We start from the raw sequence: 22,687 nt of genomic DNA, 5'->3' as shown, positions 1-22,687 counted from the left end.
GGCTACGCTATATAAATGCACTGCACGTGGTTTGGCACTGACGACGCAATCTCAGCAGAAGAGCCCACCGAAGTAATGCATACAGTACGTGCAGTGGCAAATAATGACGGTGACGGCGTCAAGACCGGTAAACCGAGAAACTGCGCGCCAGACTCAGCGTTATTGTCGATAAATCCTGCCACCCGAATACGTTTTTCCTGCAATTTCACGTACGCATTTTTGGCCACCACACCCGTACCCCAAATGTACAAGTCACCCTCTGTAGGCTGAGTGCAAACCTTCGCCACCAGCCTATTCACATAGGACTGGCCAATCAGTTTGAGCTGTTGCGTATCATCGTCTTTGAAAGTTTGCTTGAAGCTGTCTACCAAGTTGATCAGGCCGAAACGTTTATTGTTTTCGAGGAAGCGGGCTTCCAACAGAACTTCTTCTGTCGTGTTGGCAGTGCGAATTTTGATCAACAAATTATTCAGCAATGCACCGGCGTCCAGCATGTCGGCCATTTCAGGCCACAGAAAAGTTGCCACTTCGTCCTCGTGCTGATCCAGGCTTGCCTGAAAAGCACGGGTCGCGTCGCTAATCACCTGCTTACCCGCTTGCAATTGGTTGATGGCGGCAGGTGTGTCGCCAGCAATAATGGCCATTTTCGCGAGGAAGTAATAACTCTCAACCGCCTTTATCGTCAGTAACACACAAAACTGATTGCAATCGGTGGCGGTGAGTCGTTCAAAGTACGGCTTAGCCGCAGCCATATTGCCAGCCTCAAACTGCTTGCGTGCCCATAAGAATGTCAGCGATACATACCAACGCAAATCAAACAGGTTGAGGTGGAAGCTGGCTGTGTCGGCTGCATCTATCAATGCCTTAGCCTGCGCAAACCAGTCGGTATGCTGTTGCAGTGCATAACCTTCGACGGTTTTCAGCATCATGCTGTCGTGGCCGGAGTGCGCGATAAGACGCGCTGCATAGTCTGCCCGCACCTGATTATTGTCGATGCGCTGACCAATCTGCACTAACTGACGGTGTAGCCACGGATTGGCATAACCAGCAGCAAAATTCAGATACAGAGGCAAATGTTGCCCGTGGTATTCAGGATTAACATAGGCTTGTTGCGCGCTGCCTTGCCAGTTTGCATGGGTCAAATCAGGCGTCGCCACCACCACCAGCCACTCAGTTTCACTTTCAGACGCTTCAATGTTAAAGCCTGACCAGGCCCGGCGGGCTTGTGGCAACTTGAAGCCCCCCGGAGCGGTCTGATGATAGCGCCCTTCAATGACAAACCCATACTCAAGGAATAGTGCTTTGAATTTAGCCCAGTCGAATTCATGAAAATGATACGGGTTGGGGTCTTTCCCCGTTTCATCCACCCACAGATAAGGCACACTGGCAATAACCCGACCGTCTGGTTTTAAATGCGCAAGACACATGCGAAAGAAAGCATGGTAATCCACCACATGTTCAATGGTTTCAAATGAGGTAATCACATCGTAGCTGTCGAGACCGGCATCGGTGAAATGGTCTATATCCAGTGTCCGGTAAGACAGTTTGTCGTTACCGTACACGGCATTAGCATACGCCGAACTGTCCGGACAGATATCCACACCCGTTACCTGTGCGGGATTTCTGAATGAAGACAAAATATAACTGCCATAACCTAATCCACAGGCACAGTCGAGCACCTTGTCATTTTTGCGGATCAATTCGCCGGCGAATACATAGCGGTACACATGTGCGTCGGAACGGCCAGAGCATTCCCGCAGCATGTCCATGTGTAAATCCCGCTCAATCAGCAAGTTGTCCATTACCGTGAGCGGATGTCCAGACTGTCTTACCTTTCTGAACGTGGTCGTGCGAAAGTAGTCGCTTTCATCAATATCGTTATAGCGTCTTACCTGCCACTCCTGTGCGGCAAGATGAAAACCCTGCGCATACATTTGAGATTCAATATCATACTGACGGGTAATACTGTTTTTTAGGGCGACTACGGTAACGTAAATATCCTGACCTGACGCGTACTGATACTTACTTTCAAAAGCGGTAAAGAAATGAGGAAGATTGTTCACCAGACAAATAAAACTGCCGTTGGAAATGACTGGCTGAGTAAATAGCGTGACTGCCAACTCTGCACTTTGTTTCGCGAATGCCGTGCTGTCGTACTCTGTTAACGCAAAAACTGGCGCTACTTGCGATGTATTTTTTAAGAAGGTGTTCAACAGTACGGACGAACTCATAACGATTTCCACAGGTTACGTTAAAAAATGCAGCTTTCCAATAAGGACAGAAGCCCCATGTACTCAGTTGGTGAAACGCAATCTGCGTAATGCCATACAGACTGTATCGGCAATATTCAGAATCACTTTAGACACCACCTTGCAGCGTCTTTAGGGGCGGTTTCCCGCCAATCTTCATTGTCAGCTGCCCCACCAGTCTTTGTTATAGTTCGCCAACTGTACTAATGCTTTGGCGCGATTCACGGTGGCAACGAATAAGGCCTGACGATCTGGAATGGCAGCTCGCACCACACCGCGGTTTCCAAGCTCATCAAGTACGTTTTCCCGGTCGTCCAGTGCCTGACCGGGCACTAGCCAGTAGTTGGGAAATTCGATGACGTGCTCTGCCGCGTGCATGCTCTCATAAACAGCGTCGGCGTAGTTACGAACAGCATCCGACATGCCCCCGGCTTCACTGACGTAGTAGGTTTTTGGCAGGATCGCCACGGCATTGCGATATAACACACATGCTTTCAACAGGTTGGTGATAGTCATGTATTCGTGAGAAAGCACGCTTTCTCCCGAAAGATAGCTTTCCTGTTGTTCCGGCAAATTCAGTTCCGGCGGCACAAACACGTAAGTAATATTCATCCCCGCCGCTGATGCCTGTAAATCCTGTAACCTGTGTTCCGTGCTGACAAGAATAATGTTGTGAATATCTTGCGTATTAGCTTTAACCTGTTCGAATACTTGTGCGTCATAGTGGCGAACCACAAGCGTGGCATCCGCAGGGCGCTGACGACTGATTTCATGTAAATGTCTGGCTGAGCGCTTCTGCGCAAGAATATCCAGTTTGTAAGTGTCATGTTCAGACAGACAACTGTGTACCCGCAAGCCGAAGATTTTCTCTCGCAGGAAAACCTCCTCACGCTCATAGGAGAAACTGGACACATGATCGTACAGGTAAGGAACATCATGAATTTCGCCGATAATGGTGGTTAACGTGCGCGCCCACAGTTCCCGTAACTCATTGAGTTTCTCGAGCTTATTTTCAGGCTCCAGCGCCGCATAACTGAGCTTACTCAACATGGAATTGGCATAATTTACTGTGCCATACAAATAATAGAACAGCAGCGAATGCCCATTCACATAAGACTTAAACAGCAATTCCTTTTGTGTGTCGGTGAGTTTCTCAACATCGTTAATGTCATCAAAAGGCTTGCCAACCAGCGTAGCAAACTCGGTTAACTCCGTTGTCAGCAACTGGCTGTCGTATTTATTATCAAAAATTTGCTGATAATTGACATGGGCAGCCGCGGGGCGAAATACCTTTGTAAACAGCGTGTCGAGGGTGGCCAGACGCTGTTCCGGCGTGGACGATATCAGTATGTAGTCTACCGGCAACGGCACACTACCCTCAATTTTCGCGCCGTTGCTGGTATTGAAACAATCGACTTTCACCTGCGCCAGTGAGCGTTCAATGATAATTTTCGACACTTTGAATTCGTATTTGGTAAACACGAATTTTTCAAAATTACCGGGCACAACCAGATTGGTATTGTTCTCAAGCTGATAGTTGTATTTCTCTTTGCCAGTGGCATCGTAATAGCCGGATTGTGCCGAGTGGTGCTTCTTCTGGTCGATGAAACCCAGGTCAACGCCAAACAAATACAGCTGCTGAAAGCCAATCAGGGTAATAAAATTAATGACAAAGTTAGACACCGTGGGAAATGCAAACTGCAGTTCTTCATAGTTCTCCCGACCAAGGATATTCAGTGCCGACACCGTCGACGACTCACCCTCTTTAAAGGCGATGTAGGTGCTTTTAAATAACGCACAGGTGTCGGGGTGAATGCCATTGCAGGAAATCAGGTTGATTTGCTTGAGGTATTCGAAGTCACCTATGCGGCTACACCAGTCAAACGTTGAGCGGTTTTGTTCAATTTCAGCATGAAAGTCAGGCACAATGCCGTTTTTATACAGCGGCATCAGTGCGGTTCCACAGGAAATCACAATGGCGTGGTCGCGCCATTCTTTGATGGCCGCTATAGCACTGTCCAGCGACGGGCCGTTACCGACAATAAATACCGGCACATCTTTGTCTACAGCTGACAGTTTGCCTGACGGTTTACTTTCCAACAGCGGATAGTCGCGGATAATGGTTTCCCGCGTGTGTGCAATTCCATGGCGGGCGTGATCAAAATTCTCCCCCATGGCAATCACTACCTGCAACTGCTCGCGCAACTGACTAATGGTTCGTACCAGGGTTTCGTTATGGTAAGCCTGATAGAAATACGTACTGGCCAGAATATAAGGGCCCACCGAGTAAAACTGGTTGATAAGGTCCTTAAATAAATTGCTGCCATCGTCGCCCACGTTGATATATAAGCGACCATTGCTGGTATCAACTTTGGTCAGGATAGCTGCCCAATCGATATAGAACAGTGAGGCATAGAACAAATCGCGATCGGGTTCGCAAATGAACAGCTTTTCAATCGTGAATTGTTCACTGAGCGCAGACAACTGCGGGCCAATGCCAAAGAGAATCATTGACTTAATAACATCAGGAAGCGTACCCGCTTCTTCTTTGGTGCTATCAAGTATTTTCTGCGCCTGCTGAACAAAACGGAAATGCAAATAGTTCTTCAGCTTCTCTCCTTCATAACCCAGCACCAGGCCATCCTTATTTGGGTGGCTGACAAAATTAGCCAGGTTCAGCGCGGCATCGTCATCACGGGTATCACTGAACCATGCTGATAACGAAAACTTGCTAACGATATTTACCTGTCCGTCACTGTTGGCCACAGGCAGCCAGTATGCAGGTTTGAAGTCTTCAAATTCTTTGGCAATGGCCGGAAAGTAATGGCTGAATGCGTCGATATTCTGTTGAAATTGCGGGTCATCGGTGAGCGTGGAACGATACTGACTGATGTCTACAACCGGCGACCAGGCTGGCAACGCGGCGTCTTTGTATTGCGTCAGGAAAGAAGCCAGACCATTTTTCTCAAGGTGTGACCAACTGGTGGTTAACAGCGAATGTTCCAAACAATTGAACACGGCATGATTATAGTGCCGGTACAAATAGAACCCGTCTATCGGGTTGTGCTGCGACAATTCTTTGATGTCGTCCACCAGAGTACTGCCATTATTATCGAGCTGGAAATACAACTGAGTCGATTTATCTTTCGCCAAATCAAATATCGGCCGCCAGTCTGTTGCCAGCACCGAACACTGAAAATACTGGCTTTCCGGTTCGTAAATGATCAAATGGCGGATATCGTGATTTTCAATCAGCATGCGAATATGTTCGCCAAGCCCGACACCTAAAACCACAACAACATCGGCTTTTTGAGGCAGCGGCGGCTGGGCTAACAAACTGGAATAAACCGGTTGCTCTGACAGCACATCCGTAAACGATGAAGCAACCTGCGTGGATGTTTGTGCGCATGATTGCGTGGTCGATTGCGCAGATACTGGCGCAGTTAGCGCGCTATAGGTGCAATGTTGTTTTTTGAGTTCATACTGGGCACGAATTTCTTCATTCGGATGCAAGCCATAAAACGTGCGACCATTGTTGTAATCAACAATGTTCATATTGCCAAAGCGGTTAATTAATACCGAAATATGCTGACTGCGGGCAGCTTTGACGATACCCACCAAGGAGGGAATGTAGGCTTTAAAGGTGGCTTCATTGCGCCTGACGTTCTGCATAATCAGTGCGGCAACATCGCGTTCACGTTGCCCCTGACGCTCTTCGTCAGTGTCTAAATGAATTCTGACATCTTTAAGCATGATTCTTCCCGTATTTCTGTGTCAGTTATGCAACGGCGTTGTCGCCTTGGTGCGTCGCAATAACGACCACCGGCATCACGACAATCTGTTTCAGCACTGCAGCAAAGTGTATTGCATAACCTGCACTTTTACTAATTTATCATGCAGTTACCGGGGTTAATTGAATGTAATTTGACCGGTTATCAGGCACCGACCATTTGAATATCCTTTGTGCCTTCAGCTTGCGCAGTCGAACTGATTCGTTGGGCGATTTCGTCGCGAAATGCGACAGAAGAGATGATAAAACGGTTTGCGCCCTGCGTCAGCACCTCTGTTAGTGTTTTCACTTCGTAACCAGCAACTCGGTAACGTTCGCCTGCTTCTGCGCGTCTGTCCACCAGATTGCGGACTTCTATTCCATTTGCCTGCAAGTGCGGTAACACTTCTAAAAAGAACTCGCCGGCGCCGTATACGTCCACCTGCTTCCAACCCAAACTCAGGAGTTTGGCTACCAGTACGTTCACATGATACCAGTTATCGTTCTCCATCAAGCCAAACGCCCGCGGAATAAACGCATCATCAATCAGGGCAATAATTGCCGCAGGCCAGTGAATGTGACCCAGTTCCCAGCGCGTGCTGTTATGCATTTCCGACCAGGTTGTAGCCAGGCCTAACGTTTTGACTCTTTCTAATTGCCGCTCATCGATAACCGGGTACTCGCCATCAGTACCGAAATTATCCTGATGCAGAAGCCGTTCGAACAGCGTCGCTTCGTTGCGGGTTGGCATCAGCACGTAGCGGGCAACAACCGATTGCGCCATGTCATTGGATATAACCGGCTGATGGTATTGTGCCGCATGAACCATGTACGCAAGGCACCCCGAAAGAAAGGCATCGCATATCACTTTGTTAGCCTGAATACCTTGGGCCTTTTCGGGCTCCACGGTATTACCCTGTTGCCGGTAGCTGAGCGTCGACCCTTCACTGCCAAGAAGCAATGCTTCCAGACACTCTGGAGAGCGGGCAAGAAATTCTGACAAGCGGAATTTTTCCACGCCGGGTGAAATGAAGGCCCGGTAAATGGTCGAGTTGACAAAGCGATAAACCCGTAATGAAGAGTAAAACAACAGATTTGCCCCAGCCTGCTGGCCAAACACATTTTCCAGGCTGTGCTGAATAGTGCCGCCATTGCCAAAGTCCACTACCGCACACTGGTTGTATGGCACGTCGGCTTCCTGCGTCAGGTAGGTGCGCAACAGGCTTTTCTGAGTCGCTATTTTATCTTCAAGTTTTGCCCGGCTGGCTTTAGCTTCCCTACAAAGGCGTTGATAAAGCGGTTCACCATCCACAAACACGCCTTCTATGTTTCTCAATTCAATCTGGCTGTCCAGCGACTGTAGTAAAGCATCAGACAGGTGAAAATCGCGAATAAAATTCTTTAACGTGTAGCCACGGTACATCATCAGTGTATCCATGACATCTTCCAACCATTGCGGCTTACTGGTATCTATGCCAGGCCAATACGCCGACTTTCTGGACACATAAAATGCACTCACGCGGATATCCTGCCGCCCCAGTAACGCCAACCGCTGACGGATAACAGGCGTGAACAGGTAGCCCTCCCGCATCAGGCAAAGAATATGTTTGCACCCAGTGATGTCGCTTTGCTTTATTGCCCAGTCGGCAAAAGCTTCCATCACCGGCCCCCACACAAATGCGCCTGATTCAAACGCCAGTGCTGCATCTGCGGATTGCGAGTCGCCGCTCAATGCAGCTAACAATCGCACCGCCGAGGAATGCCCCGCCGAAGCAAACTGTTTACGTTCGGCTTCACGGATCAGTGTGGTGTCGATGGACGGATGATAGTGAATAGCGTGGATACCCAGCCCTTTGGGAACGGTAACATCAGCCAGTATATTATCTCCCACGTGCAGCCAGCTGGCCATTTCCCAGCAGTGCTTATTTGCCAGCAGGGCAAACAGATTACCACTGTGTTTAGTGACGGCGAATTCTGAAGACACGAACAGCGGTAATGACAACAACGTCGGGCAAGCACCGAAAAATGTTGTTCTAATTTGCTCACTAAGCAGGTACATATCAGAAATAAGTACCACCTCTACACCCTGTTGCTGAAGAGTTTGAATAAGCGCAACGGCGCCTTCATTCAACAGACCAAACTGTTTCTCTGCGGCCAGCTCACTGTCGAGCAGCGCCTGATTACGCTCGGCAGAAAAAGGCAGGCATGCAAAAATTTCCTCAAAGCGAATATCTTCACGGTCAGATGCCTGCTTTCTGGCCAATTTTTCCGCTTGTTCGCGCATCAGGCTGTAGTCGCCACCAGATAAGCCCTTTAAACCAGCATCGTCCAGTACAACCTGTTCAAAAAGGCTTCTTGGGCAATGAACATGCCGAAATACCAGTGTGTCAAAAATATCAAATGACACCCGGCGGATATGATGTTGGCGGACGTAATCCAGAATGCGTTCAAAGTGAGTCATAATTATTTACCGGGTGACTATTGGGGCTGATGAAAACGCCGATATCCCTGCATCAGCTGCTGTATAAATACCGGCATTTCAACACTGTTGAAGACCGCTAAAAATTCCGCATAGTTTTGTGTAAGCGCCTGATGACTTGCGGATTCACAGACATTTAAGTATCCGTCAATCAGCCAGCCGTCAGCTGGGGTGGTTGCCGTCAGAATATGCTCCACCACATATAGTTGTTGTTGGTTTAGTGCGGACACTGTGGCGTCTTCGATGTCAGCGTCCATCCCCTGGGCAATCAACTGCCAGTGAACCTGAGCCACTTTAATCTCATCGTCGCCACATAAACAGTAACGGTAATGTTTGGGCAAATAAGCGGTCACATCATACTGCGATTTCGGCAATACACCGTCATTTTGAGCAAACCAATTGCCGGCAGCAAAATCCAGTAGCGCGATCTGCGCGCTGATCGCCTGACTGGTTACCCCTTTGTAATGAGCAAAGAAGGCTTGTGGCGCTAACTCGGAACAACGCTTCAGCACAAAGTCGGCAAATGCGTCTGCTGACAGGTAGCTGGCAAAGAAGCGTAAACGGTTACGCTCAAAGTAATAATTACTGAATGTATTGGTGGCGTGAACTGCTCCCATCTTATGCTGAACACGGGCACTGGCAATAGCGTGGACTTCATAACCGGCCAGCTTCACCCGGGTACACCAGTCCATATCGTCCCAATAGATAAAATGGGCTTCATCGAACACGCCCGCTTCGCGGATGATCTCTGTACGTGTGACCAGACAACAGGCAGGTACGTAGTCGCAGACCACAACGTCCGGTAGCGAAGTATCATCTTTGTGGCCCTTTAATGGCGTTTTCACACCATAGTTTTCCCAGTCAATAAATGCACCGAGTTCCTGCAGAATAGCCGGATTATCCATGGTGCAGATTTTGGCACCGGCAACGCCTACCTCAGAATGTGCCTGTAAGTACGCAACCAGTTTGAGTAAGGTGTCGGTGTCGAGAAGAATATCGTTGTCCAGCAAGGCCACAAAATCGCCCCCGGTTTCCACTGCTGCACGCATGCCGGTGGCAAAGCCCCCTGCTCCGCCGGTATTTTCCGCTTTTGCAATCAGCGTCACCTGTTTGCCGTACTCGTTTTCAATCATCTGCTGACTGCCGTCGGTGGAGGCATTGTCCACCACGAGCACATTGATACTCAGTGAATCAGATTGTGTGGCCAACAGAGAATCGAGGCAGCCTTTCAGGTAGTCTTTTTTATTAAAGTTGCATATCACTGCGGTCAGGGAGACTGTCATCATGCACTCCCCTGACGAATAAAAGCTTTCACTTTTGACGGGTTTGCCCGGTTGCCAAACGCAAACCGGTGACGTTCATCAAAGAAATGCCCGGAGGCAGCAGATTTTTCTATCCACTCAACAAATTTCTCATCGTTATCACGGAACAGAAAGTACAGAGCAGCGGCAAACTGATGATGGGCAATACCCTGCTGAATAATGTCCGGCTCTACACCAAATTGTGCAGCCTGTTCACAGGCAAGACAGATATCCCGCAGGCTTTGCTCACGGCGCTCTGCGCTACGCTGCGTTTGCGCGCCAAAGCTGTCAGGATGAATACGGTAACGCCCCAGTACGTCCGGCATGTAGTCGATGCGGGCATTCAGGAAACCGGCGTTTAAGATATAAAACGGATAATCCAGAATAATGCGGCAGTCTGTCGCAATGGTGCAGGCAAGATGGTTATGCCGGCGGAACATCACACTGCTGGCCTGCATGTAGGTGCCGTAGCGGATAAGGTGAGTGATGTCTGACTGTGGTGGTATGTACTGCCAGTTGTAGAAAGTCTGGCTGTACAGGCGAATGGTTTCATTAGTTTGCGAATCGAACATATCAGACTCATGAAAAACCATCTGGCATTCAGGGTGATTGTCGAGATATTCCACCTGCTTTTGCAATTTACCCGGTAAGGCAACATCATCGCCATCCAGATAAGCAATGTACTTACCTCCTGCTTCACCAAGCAGGGTTTTCATATTTTCAGCCAGTCCCGCATTTTGCGTTTTAAAGATAGCTTTTAAGTGACTGAACTCCTGACACAGCGCTTCAATTTCTTCGCGGGTGTTGTCAGTGGATGCATCGTCACACACCAGCACTTCATAATCGAAATCGGCATGCTGGTCCAGCACTGAACGCAGGCACTCCCCGATATAACGCTCAAGATTATAAGCCGGTACAATGACTGACAGTTTCATTCAAACACCACTTTTCTGCCTAACTGGCTAAACAAATCATATCCGTCCCAGTCCGGAGAAAAAGCAAGTGCATTCCCCAGAGGTACTACCCTGTCTATTCCCTGTATCGGCAACGCGCGGATAATCTTAAAAAGTACTTCTTTTTCAAAGCCGGCGTAAGACAATGTCTGCCAGCCTGCGTGGTCGTAACCGGCAATGGCCTGTACATCATCAATATGAATACAGAACAGCGTACTATGCCCCTGATGGCGTTCCAGCAAAGCATGGTGCCAGTGATTAATATGTACAAGAGACAGATCACCGCATTGCTCCGCTGTACTTGCCGCACCATCAGCAATACACCACTGGGCGAGCACTAGCTGCTCGTTGCGCTGCACCATTGAAGGGGCATGCTGAACCGCGATGCCCGACAGGGCGCGGGTCAATGTGTTCCAGTTTTGCTTTTCTCCCGTCCAGAACAGAATACGGGGAGAAGAACAGGCCTGTTGCTGAAACATATCGCATTCACGCCACAATGCTGATGCCATGCCTTTTGCCTTTTCATCAGCACTTTGCGCACCGTCACTGTTTAATGCATCCACGTTTATCAGTGCTGCTGAAAATCGATCGGCAAAACTGATATCCCGGCATCTTGGCTTACAGGATAACCCGCGTATTTGCCTCACGCTGTCGTCTCCGCCCCATAACACTCTGGCATCCGCCAGCATGCTCACTGACGGACCGGCAGGGTCATCCCGCTCAAAATGGATAAACTGATTGCCGGCATGGATGGCAGCATGCTCCGGTAGCAACAGCAAGTATCGTAACTTTTCCAGCAGAACCGTTTGCACATCGCTGTCTCTGCCTGATACCCGTACCAGATTTCTGTTGCCCATCAGCAAGGCGCAAATCCAGCTGTAGATGAACATGGTGTCCACATTCGCCGGTGTGTAATGCACTACCAGTCCCAGCGGACGGTAACTTTGCTTTGCTATATTGGCTGTCAGCGCATTCAGATTACCTTGTCTGAGCCAGTGACCCAGCGCTATGAGTTCAGGATACTGGCGGCAATCTGATGATGTCATGAGCTGGCGCGACAACGCAGTAGTAAATACCAGCACGTCAGCGGCACTGACAGCAAAATTTTGCGCACTGATTGCAGGTAAAGCATCAGCGGATACCGGTTCCTGCCGGATTAAATCTTTAATCACACAGCACCTCCGGCTGTATCACTGCAACCCCGCAATTCTGCTTTCGGCAACCGTCCGGTGACTTCGAAATATCGTCCTTTACGTCCGCAGGCACAATCATCTTCACCCAGAATTTTGCCACGATCTTCAGTCAGTAAACTGTAACCGGGATAACTGTGAGGCAACGCCGATATAACCTGAATAATACCGGGTTCGTCAGGGCCGCAGGTTGCCAGCGTACGGGGATCGCGGATCACCACATCCGCCAGCGAAGGTGCATGTAAGTGACCTTCTTCACATTCCACAAATACACTACCCACCTGCTCTGCCATGCCGTAAAAGTTATGCACTTTTGTGATGGCGGTAACGGTACGCACGGTGTCTTTAAACTGACGGTTACTGACCTGTTTGTCCTGCAACTTCTTCCATCCGCCACTGTGAATAAGGATCCCTTTAGATAAATTAAGCGCAATACCGTCTGCTTTAAGCGCTTCCACGAAGTGTAACCACACCATAAAGGTAAAGCCGAACACCAGCACCGGTTGTCCGGCATACTTATCTGCAAATTCCTTGACCGCCTTATGATTCAGCGTCTTATCAGTGTTCAGTGCATAGGTATGTCCGCGGCCAAAAAAAGCCATGCCGCCGACGCCGGCTCCCCGGGCTGAGAGATGAGGACTTTTGAGTACATCCGGCGAATCAATGATCAGCATAGGTAAACGCTGTTTACCAATAAATTGCTGCATGATGGTAACCAGCGCTTTCGATTGTCTGCCGCTGGTTTCTTTATCCAGAGTCACCTTCGCCGTCACCTGACCGGTCGTTCCGGATGACTGCAAGGTTTTAAACACATTTTGGGGTGCCACACTGCTAAGATGCATCAGTTTGAAAAGCCGCACAGCCAGATAAGGTAAGTCGCTGTAATCATGGAAGGTCTCCGTGGACGAAGCGAAAAGCTGATGATATGCATCACAATGTGTAAGATGATGCTGATGCAGCAATGACGTGACATGACACAGTAAGCGACTTTTCTCTGCCTGAGGCAGGCCATACACGGGTTCGCTGAGCAGCAGGTTATAAGCGTCTTCATAAGACTTTGGAAAAGGCGCAGTATCAGCCGTTATCATGCTTATCCCTTCCTGCTTTCAAAATAGCCTGATAATCTGTTTTTCCGTTACCCAGCAATGGCCAGTCTGAAAATGCCCGTACCGTTAAGTAGGCAGGCGGCGCGGATACCAGAGATTTAAGACGACTTTCAGCTTCTGACATCTCACTTTCACGACATGCTGTGACAAGAAAGTTGTCCTCACCGGCCACTTTAACTTCCAGACCCTGCTCTGCAAATAACGCTTCCAGTCCGTCCAGATTCACCCGTTCACCGGCCAGTTTAATAATGCGTTTCAGGCGGCCTGTTATGGTGTAGTCGCCGTCTTCATCGAAAAAGGCTAAATCACCGGTATGTAACACAGCGGAAGGAGAAAACACTGCCAGATCGGTATGATCAGACACATACCCCAGCATGACATTTTTTCCTTCATACAGCAGTTCACCCGTTACGCCGGGCTCACTGATAAGCAGGCCATATTCATCACAAAGTGACAATTTGCCGCCCGGTATCGCTTTACCTGCTGCTGAAGGTTTGCGTAACACGGTATGTGGGTCGAGATATGCCATTCTCGCGGTCGTCTCTGTTTGTCCATACATGATGAAACATTGCTTGTTGTGTTTATCGGCATATTCAGCGAGGGTTTTAACCCCGGCTTCTTTGAGCTTGCCACCCGCCTGTGTGAAATAGGCAAGTTCCGGCAACAATTGGCGGTTAAACCGCAAGCGCAGCAGCATTTCATAAAAAGACGGTACGCCGGACAGTGACGTCACCCCTTCATCTTTGAGCAACGTCCAGAATGCACGGTCCATAGGCGTGAGTGAAGTCAATCTGACTGTCGCCCCTTTTGCCAGATGGGTGTTTAACACTGACAACCCGTAAGAATAAGAGAGGGGCATGGTAAGCAGGGTTTTATCTTCTGACGTAACTGGCAGATAACCACAGATAGAGGCCGTATTCGCAGCAAGGTTTTCACGGGATAAAGCAACAAACTTTCCACCACCGGTTGAACCCGATGTGGTAAGCAAAAGTGCCAGTTCCCCGGCCACAGGTATGCACCGCTGGTGTTTTACGGTCAGGCTGTTATCTGCCACCAGCAAATTGGGGGTGAGCCTGGTGATTAATGCCTGTTGTCCCGCTGCGGACAAACCGGGGTGAAACAGCACCACAGGAAAGCCCGATTTCAGACAGGCCAGGTAGCAACTTACAGAATCAACATTACCGCACATGGCCAGTGCCACTAACGGTCGCTCCACGGTGCTACTGAGTTTTTCCTGCCACTCTGCAATATGCCTTTGCAGCTCAGCGTAAGAGCAGCTCCCTTCGTCTGTGATCAGTGCCGCCTTTTCACTGTTGCAGGCAAACACATCCTCAGGGAACACAACGCTCACGGATAAAATAACCCGTCCACGGGCAAGGTATGACCCGTCGTATAAGCCGACTGACGGGACAGTAAAAATACAACAGCCCGCGCCACATCACCGGCACGGCCAGCCCTTTTCATGGTAATTCTGGCTTCAACTTCAGCCCTGGCATCCTCTTCATAATGCGCGGTAAGTCCTGTATCGATGAAGCCCGGAGATACCGCATTCACACGGATCCCCACTGCCGCCAGTTCTTTCGCCAGCGATTTGGTTGCTCCGCTCAGCGCAGCTTTACTGGCACCGTAGGCACTCATGCCTGTAGCGCCCATTTCGCCAATCTGAGACACAATGTTCACAATACTGCCATGTCGGTGGCGCGCCATTAAGCGGCTGGCCAGTTGCATATGCTGATAAGGGGCAAGGAAGTTCACATTCAGCTGTGACTTTAACGCGTCCATACCGCTTACGGTAAAAGCGGCTTCTTCCATAATGCCGGCATTATTAACCAGGCCGGTTAACGGACCGATATCACTTTGATTCTGTTGTTTCTGAATTTGACGAAAGGCGTCTTTAACCGCTTTTTCGTCAGTCACGTCATAGTTCAGCGGGATCACCCGTGATTCATACTGATTTACCAGCGCAGCCAGTTTGGCTTCATTGCGCCCGGCAGCAAATACTGCGGCACCGGCCTGCACACACTCGTTTACAATGGCACGGCCGATATCACCGGTAGCCCCTGTTACCAGTACCGAGCCACCTTTAAGCAGGATAGATTCAGAATTGGACGTCATACTTTGTCAGGATCTCTTTCGCTTTGCCCACGGAACTCATATCAATAATGTCGTCGGTATCGAGCATGACATCAAAGGTGTTTTCCAGCTCGGAGATCAGGATCATGTGTGCAGTAGAATCCCACTCTTTAATAGTATTGTAGGTCAGTTCATCCGTGACCCGCTCTGCACCGATCCCCAGAGCCTGAACAAATGACTGTACGAGCTTTTGCTGATTATCCACAAAAAACCTCTTTATTGACTAAGACTTGCGCGGACGCGACAAGAAAGATTTCAGTGTAACAGTTTGCCGCTCATAGACCTCTTTTTGCAAGCGCAAGCGAACAAAATCGTCCTGACCGCTGATTTCATAGCCCAACTGACGGTTATATTTCAGTGCGGCGTCGTTATCCGGTTTTACCGCCGCCGAAAATTCGGTCACGCTGAAGTGGGAAAAACAATAATCATACATCGCCAGAGTGGGAGCGAAAGCCAGAATGTTACCCTGATAATCGGGTTCACCAATATATAAACCGGGCTCTAATACCCGGGCGGAGACTACCGTTTCTCCGATGACCGGCACTTTCACATTGGTTGAGCCAACAGGCCGCCCTTTGTATTCAATAATCCAGTGCATCTGAGACGGGTCGTGGCTGATTTTTTGAAACCATGCAGCTTGTTGTTCCGCAGTGATGAGTGATGTAGACACCATCTTCTCACGCACGTAGTCGCTATTCCGCCACTGCCTTAATTTATCCAGATCTCCCTCTTCCAGCGGCCTTAAGGTAACCTGCCAGGCTTCAATACGTGGTGCTGTAACCAGAGATTCCTGCCTCATGGCTGAATAACCTCTGCGATAGCATTAAGGACATTAAACGCCCCCTCAGCGTGATACTTACCTTTTACTGCCTGCTGCATGGCTTCCAGCTTACCGGGTTGCTGCCAGAGTGCATGCACTGTGCCGGCAATTTCATCAAAAGGCACATCACCGGTACAGTCAAAGGTGGTACACCAGCCTTCCTGCTGAGCCTGCTCAGTCGCCGTTCTCTGGTTTTCTGCCACCATCAGCAGTACTGAAGGTGTTTCGCATACGCCCAGTTCAAACTGACTGCCTCCGGCGGCACTGACAGCAAGCTTACTGTGCCGCCACACATCGGCCATATCCTGACAATTGTGTATATGCTGAATCGCCAGCGGACTCGCTTTTATTGCCTCATTCAGCGCACTGATATCATTAAACGCCGCACCGGTAATTACCCGCACCGGCACATCATTAAGTACATCAGACAACGCATTAATTAACGGGACGGTCAGCCCTTTCGGATCGCTGCCGCCGATACAAACGGCGATGCCAAAGCGCTTGTCCTGAGGCGGATTATCGCCCCGTTGAAATTCAAGTCTCATCAAACGGTAATCGGGTCCGGAACAAATTTTTACTGCCGGGTTAATTTCCTGATAGTGTGCATCCAGTGACGAAGTGGTGCTGTTTACCACCAGCGAGGCCTGCGCGACCTGGCTAAGCTGTCCGTCATCCATGACCATCACAGGGATCCCTGCCCCGCGCAGTCCGCTCAATGAGGCAGCCGGAATATCGTAGCCGTCAACCACAACAACTGAGGCATTCATGCGCTTTGCCTGTTCTGTCAGCCAGCGACTTTCGTCATCATCACTACCACAGGGCACTTCCGTCACCGGATAAATCCAGTCGTTTCTTGCTACAGCCAGCGCCCTGCCGCCCTTATCTGTAAAAAAATGGCAGGGAATATCGTAGCTTCCGGCCGCCTGAGCCAGTGCCAGCGAACGCATCAGATGTCCCATTCCAATCGCGGGCGACACACTGACTCTGAATACTATAGGTCTCACTTAAAGATTCTCACTTCAGGGCGCTCATTTCTCCAGATGTTCCCACCTGAGCGCGGTGCCTTTTTTCAACGCGGTACGGGCTTTACTGCCAAGGACTTCCTGCCAGTGCTTTGGCGCAAGGCCAAAAGCCGGCCGGACAATTTTCAGGTTAGACTCATCCAGCGTGTCACCAATATTCACATCTGCGCTTATATAAATTGAGCGGCGGTATTGTTTTGCCGCTTCCTCAGCCTGACTGCCTCCGTAACGAACCTGCCCCATGCCTTGCCAGGCACGTTCAGATTCAGTGACCAGCAGTTTTAGTTCTGCAGGCTCCAGTGAAAAAGCCGCATCCACACCACCGGCGCTGCGATCCAGCACGAAATGTTTTTCAATAACAGTGGTGCCCAGCGCGACGGAAGCCACTGCCACCCCGATACCGCCGGTGTGATCACTCAATCCCACCTGACAGTGAAAAGCGCTGAGCATATTGGGAATAGTGTTCAGATTAGTATTGCCGGGGTCTGCCGGATAGGTACTGGTACACTTCAGCAGTACGATATTGTCACACCCGTTGCGGCGGGCACAGTGAACGGCCTGCTCAATTTCAGCAAGGCTTGCCATGCCCGTAGACATGATCAGGGGCTTCCCTTTACTCGCGGCCCTGGCGATAAGGGGTAAATCAGTCAGCTCGAACGACGCAATTTTAAAACACGGCACGTCCAGACTGTCGAGGAAATCCACAGCTTCACCATCGAAGGGAGAGCTGAAAGCGAGCATACCCAGCGCCTTTGCCCGGTCAAACAGTGGTTTGTGCCACTCATAAGGCGTTGCCGCTTTTTGATATAACGCGTGCAAAGATTCGCCATGCCACAGACTGTCTTTTTCTGAAATCACAAAATCGTCGGTAGCAACGTCCAGCGTCATGGAGTCGGCGGTGTAGGTTTGCAATTTAATAGCATGAGCACCGGCTTCAGCTGCAGCATCCACCATCGCACAGGCAAGGTCAAAGTCCTGACTGTGGTTGCCGCTCAGTTCTGCGATAATGAACGGAGGTTCATCCGGGCCGATTAAACGGTCACCAATTTTTACATCATGCACCGGCATTCCCCTCTAAGATATTCATCACGCCCTGTGCGATCTGCTCAGGTTCAACAGCCACATCTGACATGTCAGTGGCATACTCGGGCATCAGCGTTCTTGGATCGACATTGCCGCTGATAACCAGAGACGGCGTGCCGGTGGCCGTTGCCAGCCACTGCGGCGCAGAAGGCACGGTTATCAGTAATTGACTTGCTTTGAGTTGTGATAACGTCTGACGCATAGAGCAACGCCCGTCAAAACCGGTCCAGACATGAACGCCCTGTGCTTCAAGAAGCGCTTTGAGCGCCTCTCCGTGAGGGTAATTCCGCTCCGCAGTTCTTGCGCCGGTCGCCATGGCAACCACAGGCTGGTTGAGACCGGCAAGATGACTGTCGGCTTCCACATCAATGGTCATGTCCATGTCGATAGTACTGAATCCGCAACAACGTCTGAGATAAAATTCAGGATACCCCCGCTCAGGTACCTGCCCGTACTCCCACCAGGTTGTATGCCATTGTGCCATGCTCATCCAGCTGCTTTGCATATACTGAGCAGGTAAATTAACGTAATCCGGTGACAGAGTTTGCTTCTGAAATTTATCAACGAGTTCAGCCACACTGATACTCATGGTATTACCAATTACTGGTTCACCGGCGTCTTTTAAGAAACGGGCGAGGAAACACGGCATAAACCAGGTGTCGAGATTGATGATCTGAGTATATTCTTCAGCCAGAATCTGTTCAGCCAGCCCGAGAAACGTTTGCATGGCATCTACGATGTTTTCCGGCCACTCTCCCTGTTTCAGCGCGTGAACGGTAATGTCCGGTTCTGCCAGCTTCAGTAACTCCTCACCGGCGGCATAAGTCAGTGCGTGAATACTGGCTCCGGGGAATTTTGTTTTTACGTAGCGGATAGCCGGGATCCCCACACAAGTGACATCGCCAAGTCCCAGCATTCTGATTATGAGTATTTTTTCCTGCATAAATTTATTCTGTCTTAATATACGCGCGGTACATGAGTTCAGCCCTTTCCCAGTCTTCCGGGGTATCAATATCCTGTACCAGATGGCGGGGCAGGATCACGGGAATACTGGTAGGCGCAAACATAGGCTTATCTGTCAGCCAGGCAGAAGCTTTCCCCCAGTAAAACTGGCCGGCATCGTGAAAACTCTCGGTCAAATCCTGAGAACGGGTAGCCATTTTGCTGGCATCGAAAGGAAGCACCCCTTTGCCATGTAACCGGATTGCCCGTTGGATCGGGAAGGGAAACGTTGTGACTGAAAAAGCAAAGTGCATGTCAGAATTGTCGTTCAGCCGTGACAACCCTTCTTTCAGGTATGTGGCACTTAAAAAAGGCGCTGTGGCATAGATACAACATACGTTGTCGACCTGCCCCTTATCGTCCTGATAAGTATCAATAGCATGACACACTACCGGCGCAGTGCCGGTGAAATCATCAGCCAGCGACGCCGGGCGACGGATAACATAACTGGCACCGTACTTTTCTGCGATAGCGGCAATTTCTTCGCTGTCGGTAGATACGACAATATCATCGAAAACAGTGGCTTTCAGCGCCGCTTCTATAGAATAAGCAATGAGCGGTTTGCCAGCAAAATTCCGGATATTTTTACCTTTTATCCGTTTGCTGCCGCCCCGTGCCGGAATAATGGCAATGTTCACAGTAATACCTCTTTCAGACAGTCAATCACCTTTTGCTGCTCGCTGTCTGTGAGTAAAGGATATAAGGGCAACGTCAGTGCCCCGCGGTAATATTGTTCACTGACAGGAAAGTCACCTGCGCCAAACCCCAAAGCCTGATAATAAGGATGAAGATGTATAGGGATGTAATGAACATTTACGCCGATACCAGCGGCTCTCAGGGTATTAAAAATGGCTGTGCGCTGCGCCGGGTCCACTTCAATCATATAGAGATGCCACGCACTGTTGTTATCGAACAACGGACGTTTTACCGGCAATGACGCCAGTGCCTCATGATATCTGGCTGCTCTGGCGCGTCTTTCTGCGACAAAACTGTCCAGTCTGCCCATTTGTGCCACACCTAACGCCGCGTGCAGGTCACTCAGCCGGTAGTTAAAGCCTAAATGTATTTGCGCGTAGAACCAGGGTTCATCGTCATGCCCGGCCGGTATGGTTGCCGGCTCTTTAGTAATACCGTGACTGGCATACAAACGAAGTTTATCCGCCAGTAGCTGGGAACCCGTCAACACCGCCCCGCCTTCTGCTGTGGTCACTGATTTCACCGGATGAAAACTGGTCACGACCATGTCGGAGTAAACACAAGAGCCGACACGGTTTCCCCCGGCATCTTTACCTCCCAGCGCGTGGGCAGCGTCTTCAATGATCGTAATATTCAGCGGGCGACATAAATCAGCAATCGCTTTCATGTCACAGCTACTACCAGAAAAATGCACAGCAATAAGCACGTCAGGCACGTTACCGGCAGCAGACGCTTTTTCCAGTTTAGCGGTAAGGGCATCCACACTTAAATTACGGGTGACAGGGTCAATGTCGACAAAATCCACAGTAGCCCCGCAATACAACGCTGCATTGGCAGAAGCCGCAAAGGAGTTCGGGACTGTCCATACTAAATTTCCGGCCCCCACGCCGGCGGCCAGACAAGCAATATGAAGTCCTGACGTGCCGCTGTTACAGGCGACCACGTATTTTGCCCCGGTATAGTCACACAAGGCCTGCTCAAAGGCCGGTACCTGCTTGCCCTGGGTCAGGAACTCATTTTCCAGCACCTGTACCACGGCATCCACATCTTCTTTAGCAATAGTGTGTTTACCGTAAGGGATCATGAGGTGAGCTTATCCAGTTCACGAAGCTCTTTCACTGACAAAAAATGTGGATTTTTACCGGAATGATATTCAAACTTTTCTTCTGCGGCTTTACCACGCTCACCGGTGCGATTTTTGAAGTAATCCACATTCTTATCAAAAAAAGTAATTGCCGGTGCGATAACAAAGTGGTCATCGAACTCAATAGAATGATGTGCCATTTCTTCAGGCACCATGACCTCGTGAAGTTTTTCACCCGGGCGTATTCCGATGGTTTCGTATTCCCGTTTACCGCTCATGGCTTCCACCAGATCGACGATACGGATTGAGGGTATTTTAGGAACGAAGATTTCTCCTCCCTGCATGCGGGAGAAGTTTTTAATCACGAATTCCACCCCTTCATCCAGAGTGATCCAGAAACGGGTCATTTCCGGATGAGTCACCGGCAACTTGTCCCGCCCTTCACTGAGCAACTGACGATAAAAAGGAACTACCGAACCGCGGGAGCCGACTACATTGCCGTAGCGTACTACCGAGAATCTTGCACCGTTGGCTCCGGAAATATTGTTGGCTGCCACAAAGAGTTTATCCGAAGCCAGCTTCGTTGCGCCGTACAGATTAACCGGATTGGCAGCTTTATCGGTGGATAACGCAATGACCCAGGATACTTTATTTGCGATGCAGGCATCGATGACATTTTGCGCGCCGTTGATATTGGTCTTTATACACTCATTAGGATTGTATTCTGCCGCCGGTACCTGCTTCAGTGCTGCCGCATGGACCACGTAATCCACATCTCTCATGGCAGTGATCAGACGTTCTTTATCTCTGACATCACCAATGAAGTAACGCATGCAGCTGTCATTAAAGCGCTGCTGCATTTCAAACTGTTTCAATTCATCGCGGGAATAAATGATGATTTTTCGGGGTGAGTAATTTTTGAGTAAGTGACTGACAAACTTTTTCCCAAAAGAGCCTGTACCACCGGTAATCAAAATATTTTTATCATTGAACATATTCGTGTTCCCACAAAGCGTGAGCCCTAAGGCTGCAAGTCAAGATTCAGCGCATCGTACAGCCAGACTTAACGGTATTTTTTTACCGCCTTCTGGCTTCTCAGAAATTGGCTGACATCGTCTTTGGCTGATTTTAGCAAAGTCTGCGCCATTTCTTTTAACATATTATTGACGGTAACTTCCTGTTCTGCAAAAGATCTTGCCGTTTCTGGGTCTGAATTTCTAAGGTGGGATTGAATAACCGTATCACGCCGGGTCATCAAAGACAGCAAAGTATTGTAGCGGGCTTCTTCGTCATCGTCCGTCAGGCACTGCAGGATTTCAGCATTAATGTCTGCCAGCGCCTGAGGAGTAAACTCATGATTTAATTGTATATTCACACGGCCTGTCGTTTTTGACGCTGTGCTTCGTACGCTTCCTCTTTAGCGGCTTGAGGAATCTGTACCCAGGCATCACGAATGGGAGTTAACAGGCTAATCACTTCATCCAGGATCTGCAAGTCATTCCGTACGTGAGCTTCCCCTGTTCTCTCAATCATATACTCATAAAGTGAGTACATGTTTTCTGCGACTTCCCCGCCCACATCCAAATCCAGTGTGTCACGAAGATTCATCAGAATTGCCGTCACGCGGGAAAGAAACTCAGATTTAGCGGCAAATTCCTTACGCTCCATTGCGCCTTTTGCAAACGCTAACCGGTCCAGTGCGCCTTGCATCAACATAAGCGTCAACTTATGGGGATCAGCATTTGCGATATCTTGTTTCAGGTTACCCTTGCGGTATGCGTTTATGCCTGTCAGTGCCAT

Annotated in this window: 19 protein-coding genes; all 19 read right to left on the bottom strand. The window is 49.6% G+C overall.

What is annotated here, in order from left to right:
* Positions 1-2: 2 nt before the first annotated feature.
* The 19 genes from DS731_RS06405 to fliS all read right to left on the bottom strand — a co-directional run bounded on the left by DS731_RS06405 (position 3) and on the right by fliS (position 22,687).
* Positions 3-2,231, bottom strand: a complete 2,229-nt coding sequence (locus DS731_RS06405) for a class I SAM-dependent methyltransferase (protein WP_119500548.1) — start codon at positions 2,229-2,231, stop codon at positions 3-5.
* 180 nt (positions 2,232-2,411) lie between these two features.
* Positions 2,412-6,002: a motility associated factor glycosyltransferase family protein gene (locus DS731_RS06400; RefSeq protein WP_119500547.1), complete on the bottom strand. Its 3,591-nt coding sequence runs from the start codon at positions 6,000-6,002 to the stop codon at positions 2,412-2,414.
* Between the two features lie 182 nt (positions 6,003-6,184).
* Entirely contained in the window at positions 6,185-8,479 is a 2,295-nt protein-coding gene (locus tag DS731_RS06395; RefSeq protein ID WP_119500546.1) for an HAD family hydrolase, read from the bottom strand.
* A 17-nt stretch (positions 8,480-8,496) separates the two neighbouring features.
* Complete coding sequence (locus tag DS731_RS06390) at positions 8,497-9,783, bottom strand: glycosyltransferase family 2 protein (RefSeq protein ID WP_119500545.1); 1,287 nt, start codon at positions 9,781-9,783, stop codon at positions 8,497-8,499.
* Entirely contained in the window at positions 9,780-10,733 is a 954-nt protein-coding gene (locus tag DS731_RS06385) for a glycosyltransferase family 2 protein (RefSeq protein ID WP_119500544.1), read from the bottom strand. The genes DS731_RS06390 and DS731_RS06385 overlap by 4 nt, the downstream gene beginning before the upstream one ends.
* Positions 10,730-11,923, bottom strand: a complete 1,194-nt coding sequence (locus DS731_RS06380; protein ID WP_119500543.1) for an acyl-CoA reductase — start codon at positions 11,921-11,923, stop codon at positions 10,730-10,732. The genes DS731_RS06385 and DS731_RS06380 overlap by 4 nt, the downstream gene beginning before the upstream one ends.
* A complete protein-coding gene (locus DS731_RS06375) occupies positions 11,920-13,029 on the bottom strand; it encodes a LuxE/PaaK family acyltransferase (RefSeq protein WP_119500542.1) in 1,110 nt (369 codons plus the stop codon). The genes DS731_RS06380 and DS731_RS06375 overlap by 4 nt, the downstream gene beginning before the upstream one ends.
* On the bottom strand, positions 13,016-14,398 hold the full coding sequence (locus DS731_RS06370; RefSeq protein ID WP_119500541.1) for an AMP-binding protein: 1,383 nt from the start codon (positions 14,396-14,398) through the stop codon (positions 13,016-13,018). Before DS731_RS06370 ends, DS731_RS06375 begins: the two co-directional genes overlap by 14 nt.
* Positions 14,395-15,162: an SDR family NAD(P)-dependent oxidoreductase gene (locus DS731_RS06365; RefSeq protein WP_119500540.1), complete on the bottom strand. Its 768-nt coding sequence runs from the start codon at positions 15,160-15,162 to the stop codon at positions 14,395-14,397. The genes DS731_RS06370 and DS731_RS06365 overlap by 4 nt, the downstream gene beginning before the upstream one ends.
* Positions 15,146-15,385 (bottom strand): acyl carrier protein, encoded by a 240-nt coding sequence (locus DS731_RS06360; RefSeq protein WP_119500539.1) that lies wholly within the window; start codon positions 15,383-15,385, stop codon positions 15,146-15,148. Before DS731_RS06360 ends, DS731_RS06365 begins: the two co-directional genes overlap by 17 nt.
* An 18-nt stretch (positions 15,386-15,403) precedes the next feature.
* The gene (locus DS731_RS06355; protein WP_119500538.1) at positions 15,404-15,979 is read right to left on the bottom strand and encodes a GNAT family N-acetyltransferase; all 576 of its coding nucleotides are present in this window, start codon (positions 15,977-15,979) and stop codon (positions 15,404-15,406) included.
* Positions 15,976-17,004: a UDP-2,4-diacetamido-2,4,6-trideoxy-beta-L-altropyranose hydrolase gene (gene pseG, locus DS731_RS06350; RefSeq protein WP_150154253.1), complete on the bottom strand. Its 1,029-nt coding sequence runs from the start codon at positions 17,002-17,004 to the stop codon at positions 15,976-15,978. The genes DS731_RS06355 and pseG overlap by 4 nt, the downstream gene beginning before the upstream one ends.
* Before the next feature lie 24 nt (positions 17,005-17,028).
* Positions 17,029-18,084 (bottom strand): pseudaminic acid synthase, encoded by a 1,056-nt coding sequence (pseI, locus tag DS731_RS06345; protein ID WP_442858441.1) that lies wholly within the window; start codon positions 18,082-18,084, stop codon positions 17,029-17,031.
* Entirely contained in the window at positions 18,077-19,048 is a 972-nt protein-coding gene (locus DS731_RS06340) for a glycosyltransferase family 9 protein (RefSeq protein WP_232373498.1), read from the bottom strand. Before DS731_RS06340 ends, pseI begins: the two co-directional genes overlap by 8 nt.
* A gap of 4 nt (positions 19,049-19,052) precedes the next feature.
* Complete coding sequence (gene pseF, locus DS731_RS06335) at positions 19,053-19,745, bottom strand: pseudaminic acid cytidylyltransferase (RefSeq protein WP_119500534.1); 693 nt, start codon at positions 19,743-19,745, stop codon at positions 19,053-19,055.
* On the bottom strand, positions 19,742-20,887 hold the full coding sequence (pseC, locus tag DS731_RS06330) for a UDP-4-amino-4,6-dideoxy-N-acetyl-beta-L-altrosamine transaminase (RefSeq protein ID WP_119500533.1): 1,146 nt from the start codon (positions 20,885-20,887) through the stop codon (positions 19,742-19,744). The genes pseF and pseC overlap by 4 nt, the downstream gene beginning before the upstream one ends.
* Positions 20,884-21,882 carry a UDP-N-acetylglucosamine 4,6-dehydratase (inverting) gene (gene pseB / locus DS731_RS06325; protein ID WP_119500532.1) on the bottom strand — a complete coding sequence of 333 codons (999 nt, stop codon included), beginning with the start codon at positions 21,880-21,882 and terminating at the stop codon, positions 20,884-20,886. Before pseB ends, pseC begins: the two co-directional genes overlap by 4 nt.
* A 68-nt stretch (positions 21,883-21,950) precedes the next feature.
* Positions 21,951-22,262, bottom strand: a complete 312-nt coding sequence (locus DS731_RS06320; RefSeq protein WP_119500531.1) for a hypothetical protein — start codon at positions 22,260-22,262, stop codon at positions 21,951-21,953.
* The gene (fliS, locus tag DS731_RS06315) at positions 22,259-22,687 is read right to left on the bottom strand and encodes a flagellar export chaperone FliS (protein WP_119500530.1); all 429 of its coding nucleotides are present in this window, start codon (positions 22,685-22,687) and stop codon (positions 22,259-22,261) included. Before fliS ends, DS731_RS06320 begins: the two co-directional genes overlap by 4 nt.

This window comes from Alteromonas sp. RKMC-009 (genome assembly GCF_003584565.2).
Taxonomy (GTDB): domain Bacteria; phylum Pseudomonadota; class Gammaproteobacteria; order Enterobacterales; family Alteromonadaceae; genus Alteromonas.
This window is presented reverse-complemented; position numbering and strand designations above follow the sequence as displayed.

What these genes read in the sequence shown, in the direction of transcription:
- DS731_RS06385 (WP_119500544.1), bottom strand. Translation starts at nt 10,733, where the DNA reads ATGAAACTGTCAGTCATTGTACCGGCTTATAATCTTGAGCGTTATATC.
- DS731_RS06390 (WP_119500545.1), bottom strand. Translation starts at nt 9,783, where the DNA reads ATGATGACAGTCTCCCTGACCGCAGTGATATGCAACTTTAATAAAAAA.
- DS731_RS06400 (WP_119500547.1), bottom strand. Translation starts at nt 6,002, where the DNA reads ATGCTTAAAGATGTCAGAATTCATTTAGACACTGACGAAGAGCGTCAG.
- DS731_RS06340 (WP_232373498.1), bottom strand. Translation starts at nt 19,048, where the DNA reads ATGCAGGAAAAAATACTCATAATCAGAATGCTGGGACTTGGCGATGTC.
- pseC (WP_119500533.1), bottom strand. Translation starts at nt 20,887, where the DNA reads ATGATCCCTTACGGTAAACACACTATTGCTAAAGAAGATGTGGATGCC.
- DS731_RS06375 (WP_119500542.1), bottom strand. Translation starts at nt 13,029, where the DNA reads ATGATAACGGCTGATACTGCGCCTTTTCCAAAGTCTTATGAAGACGCT.
- DS731_RS06405 (WP_119500548.1), bottom strand. Translation starts at nt 2,231, where the DNA reads ATGAGTTCGTCCGTACTGTTGAACACCTTCTTAAAAAATACATCGCAA.
- DS731_RS06365 (WP_119500540.1), bottom strand. Translation starts at nt 15,162, where the DNA reads ATGACGTCCAATTCTGAATCTATCCTGCTTAAAGGTGGCTCGGTACTG.
- DS731_RS06395 (WP_119500546.1), bottom strand. Translation starts at nt 8,479, where the DNA reads ATGACTCACTTTGAACGCATTCTGGATTACGTCCGCCAACATCATATC.
- fliS (WP_119500530.1), bottom strand. Translation starts at nt 22,687, where the DNA reads ATGGCACTGACAGGCATAAACGCATACCGCAAGGGTAACCTGAAACAA.
- pseB (WP_119500532.1), bottom strand. Translation starts at nt 21,882, where the DNA reads ATGTTCAATGATAAAAATATTTTGATTACCGGTGGTACAGGCTCTTTT.
- DS731_RS06355 (WP_119500538.1), bottom strand. Translation starts at nt 15,979, where the DNA reads ATGAGGCAGGAATCTCTGGTTACAGCACCACGTATTGAAGCCTGGCAG.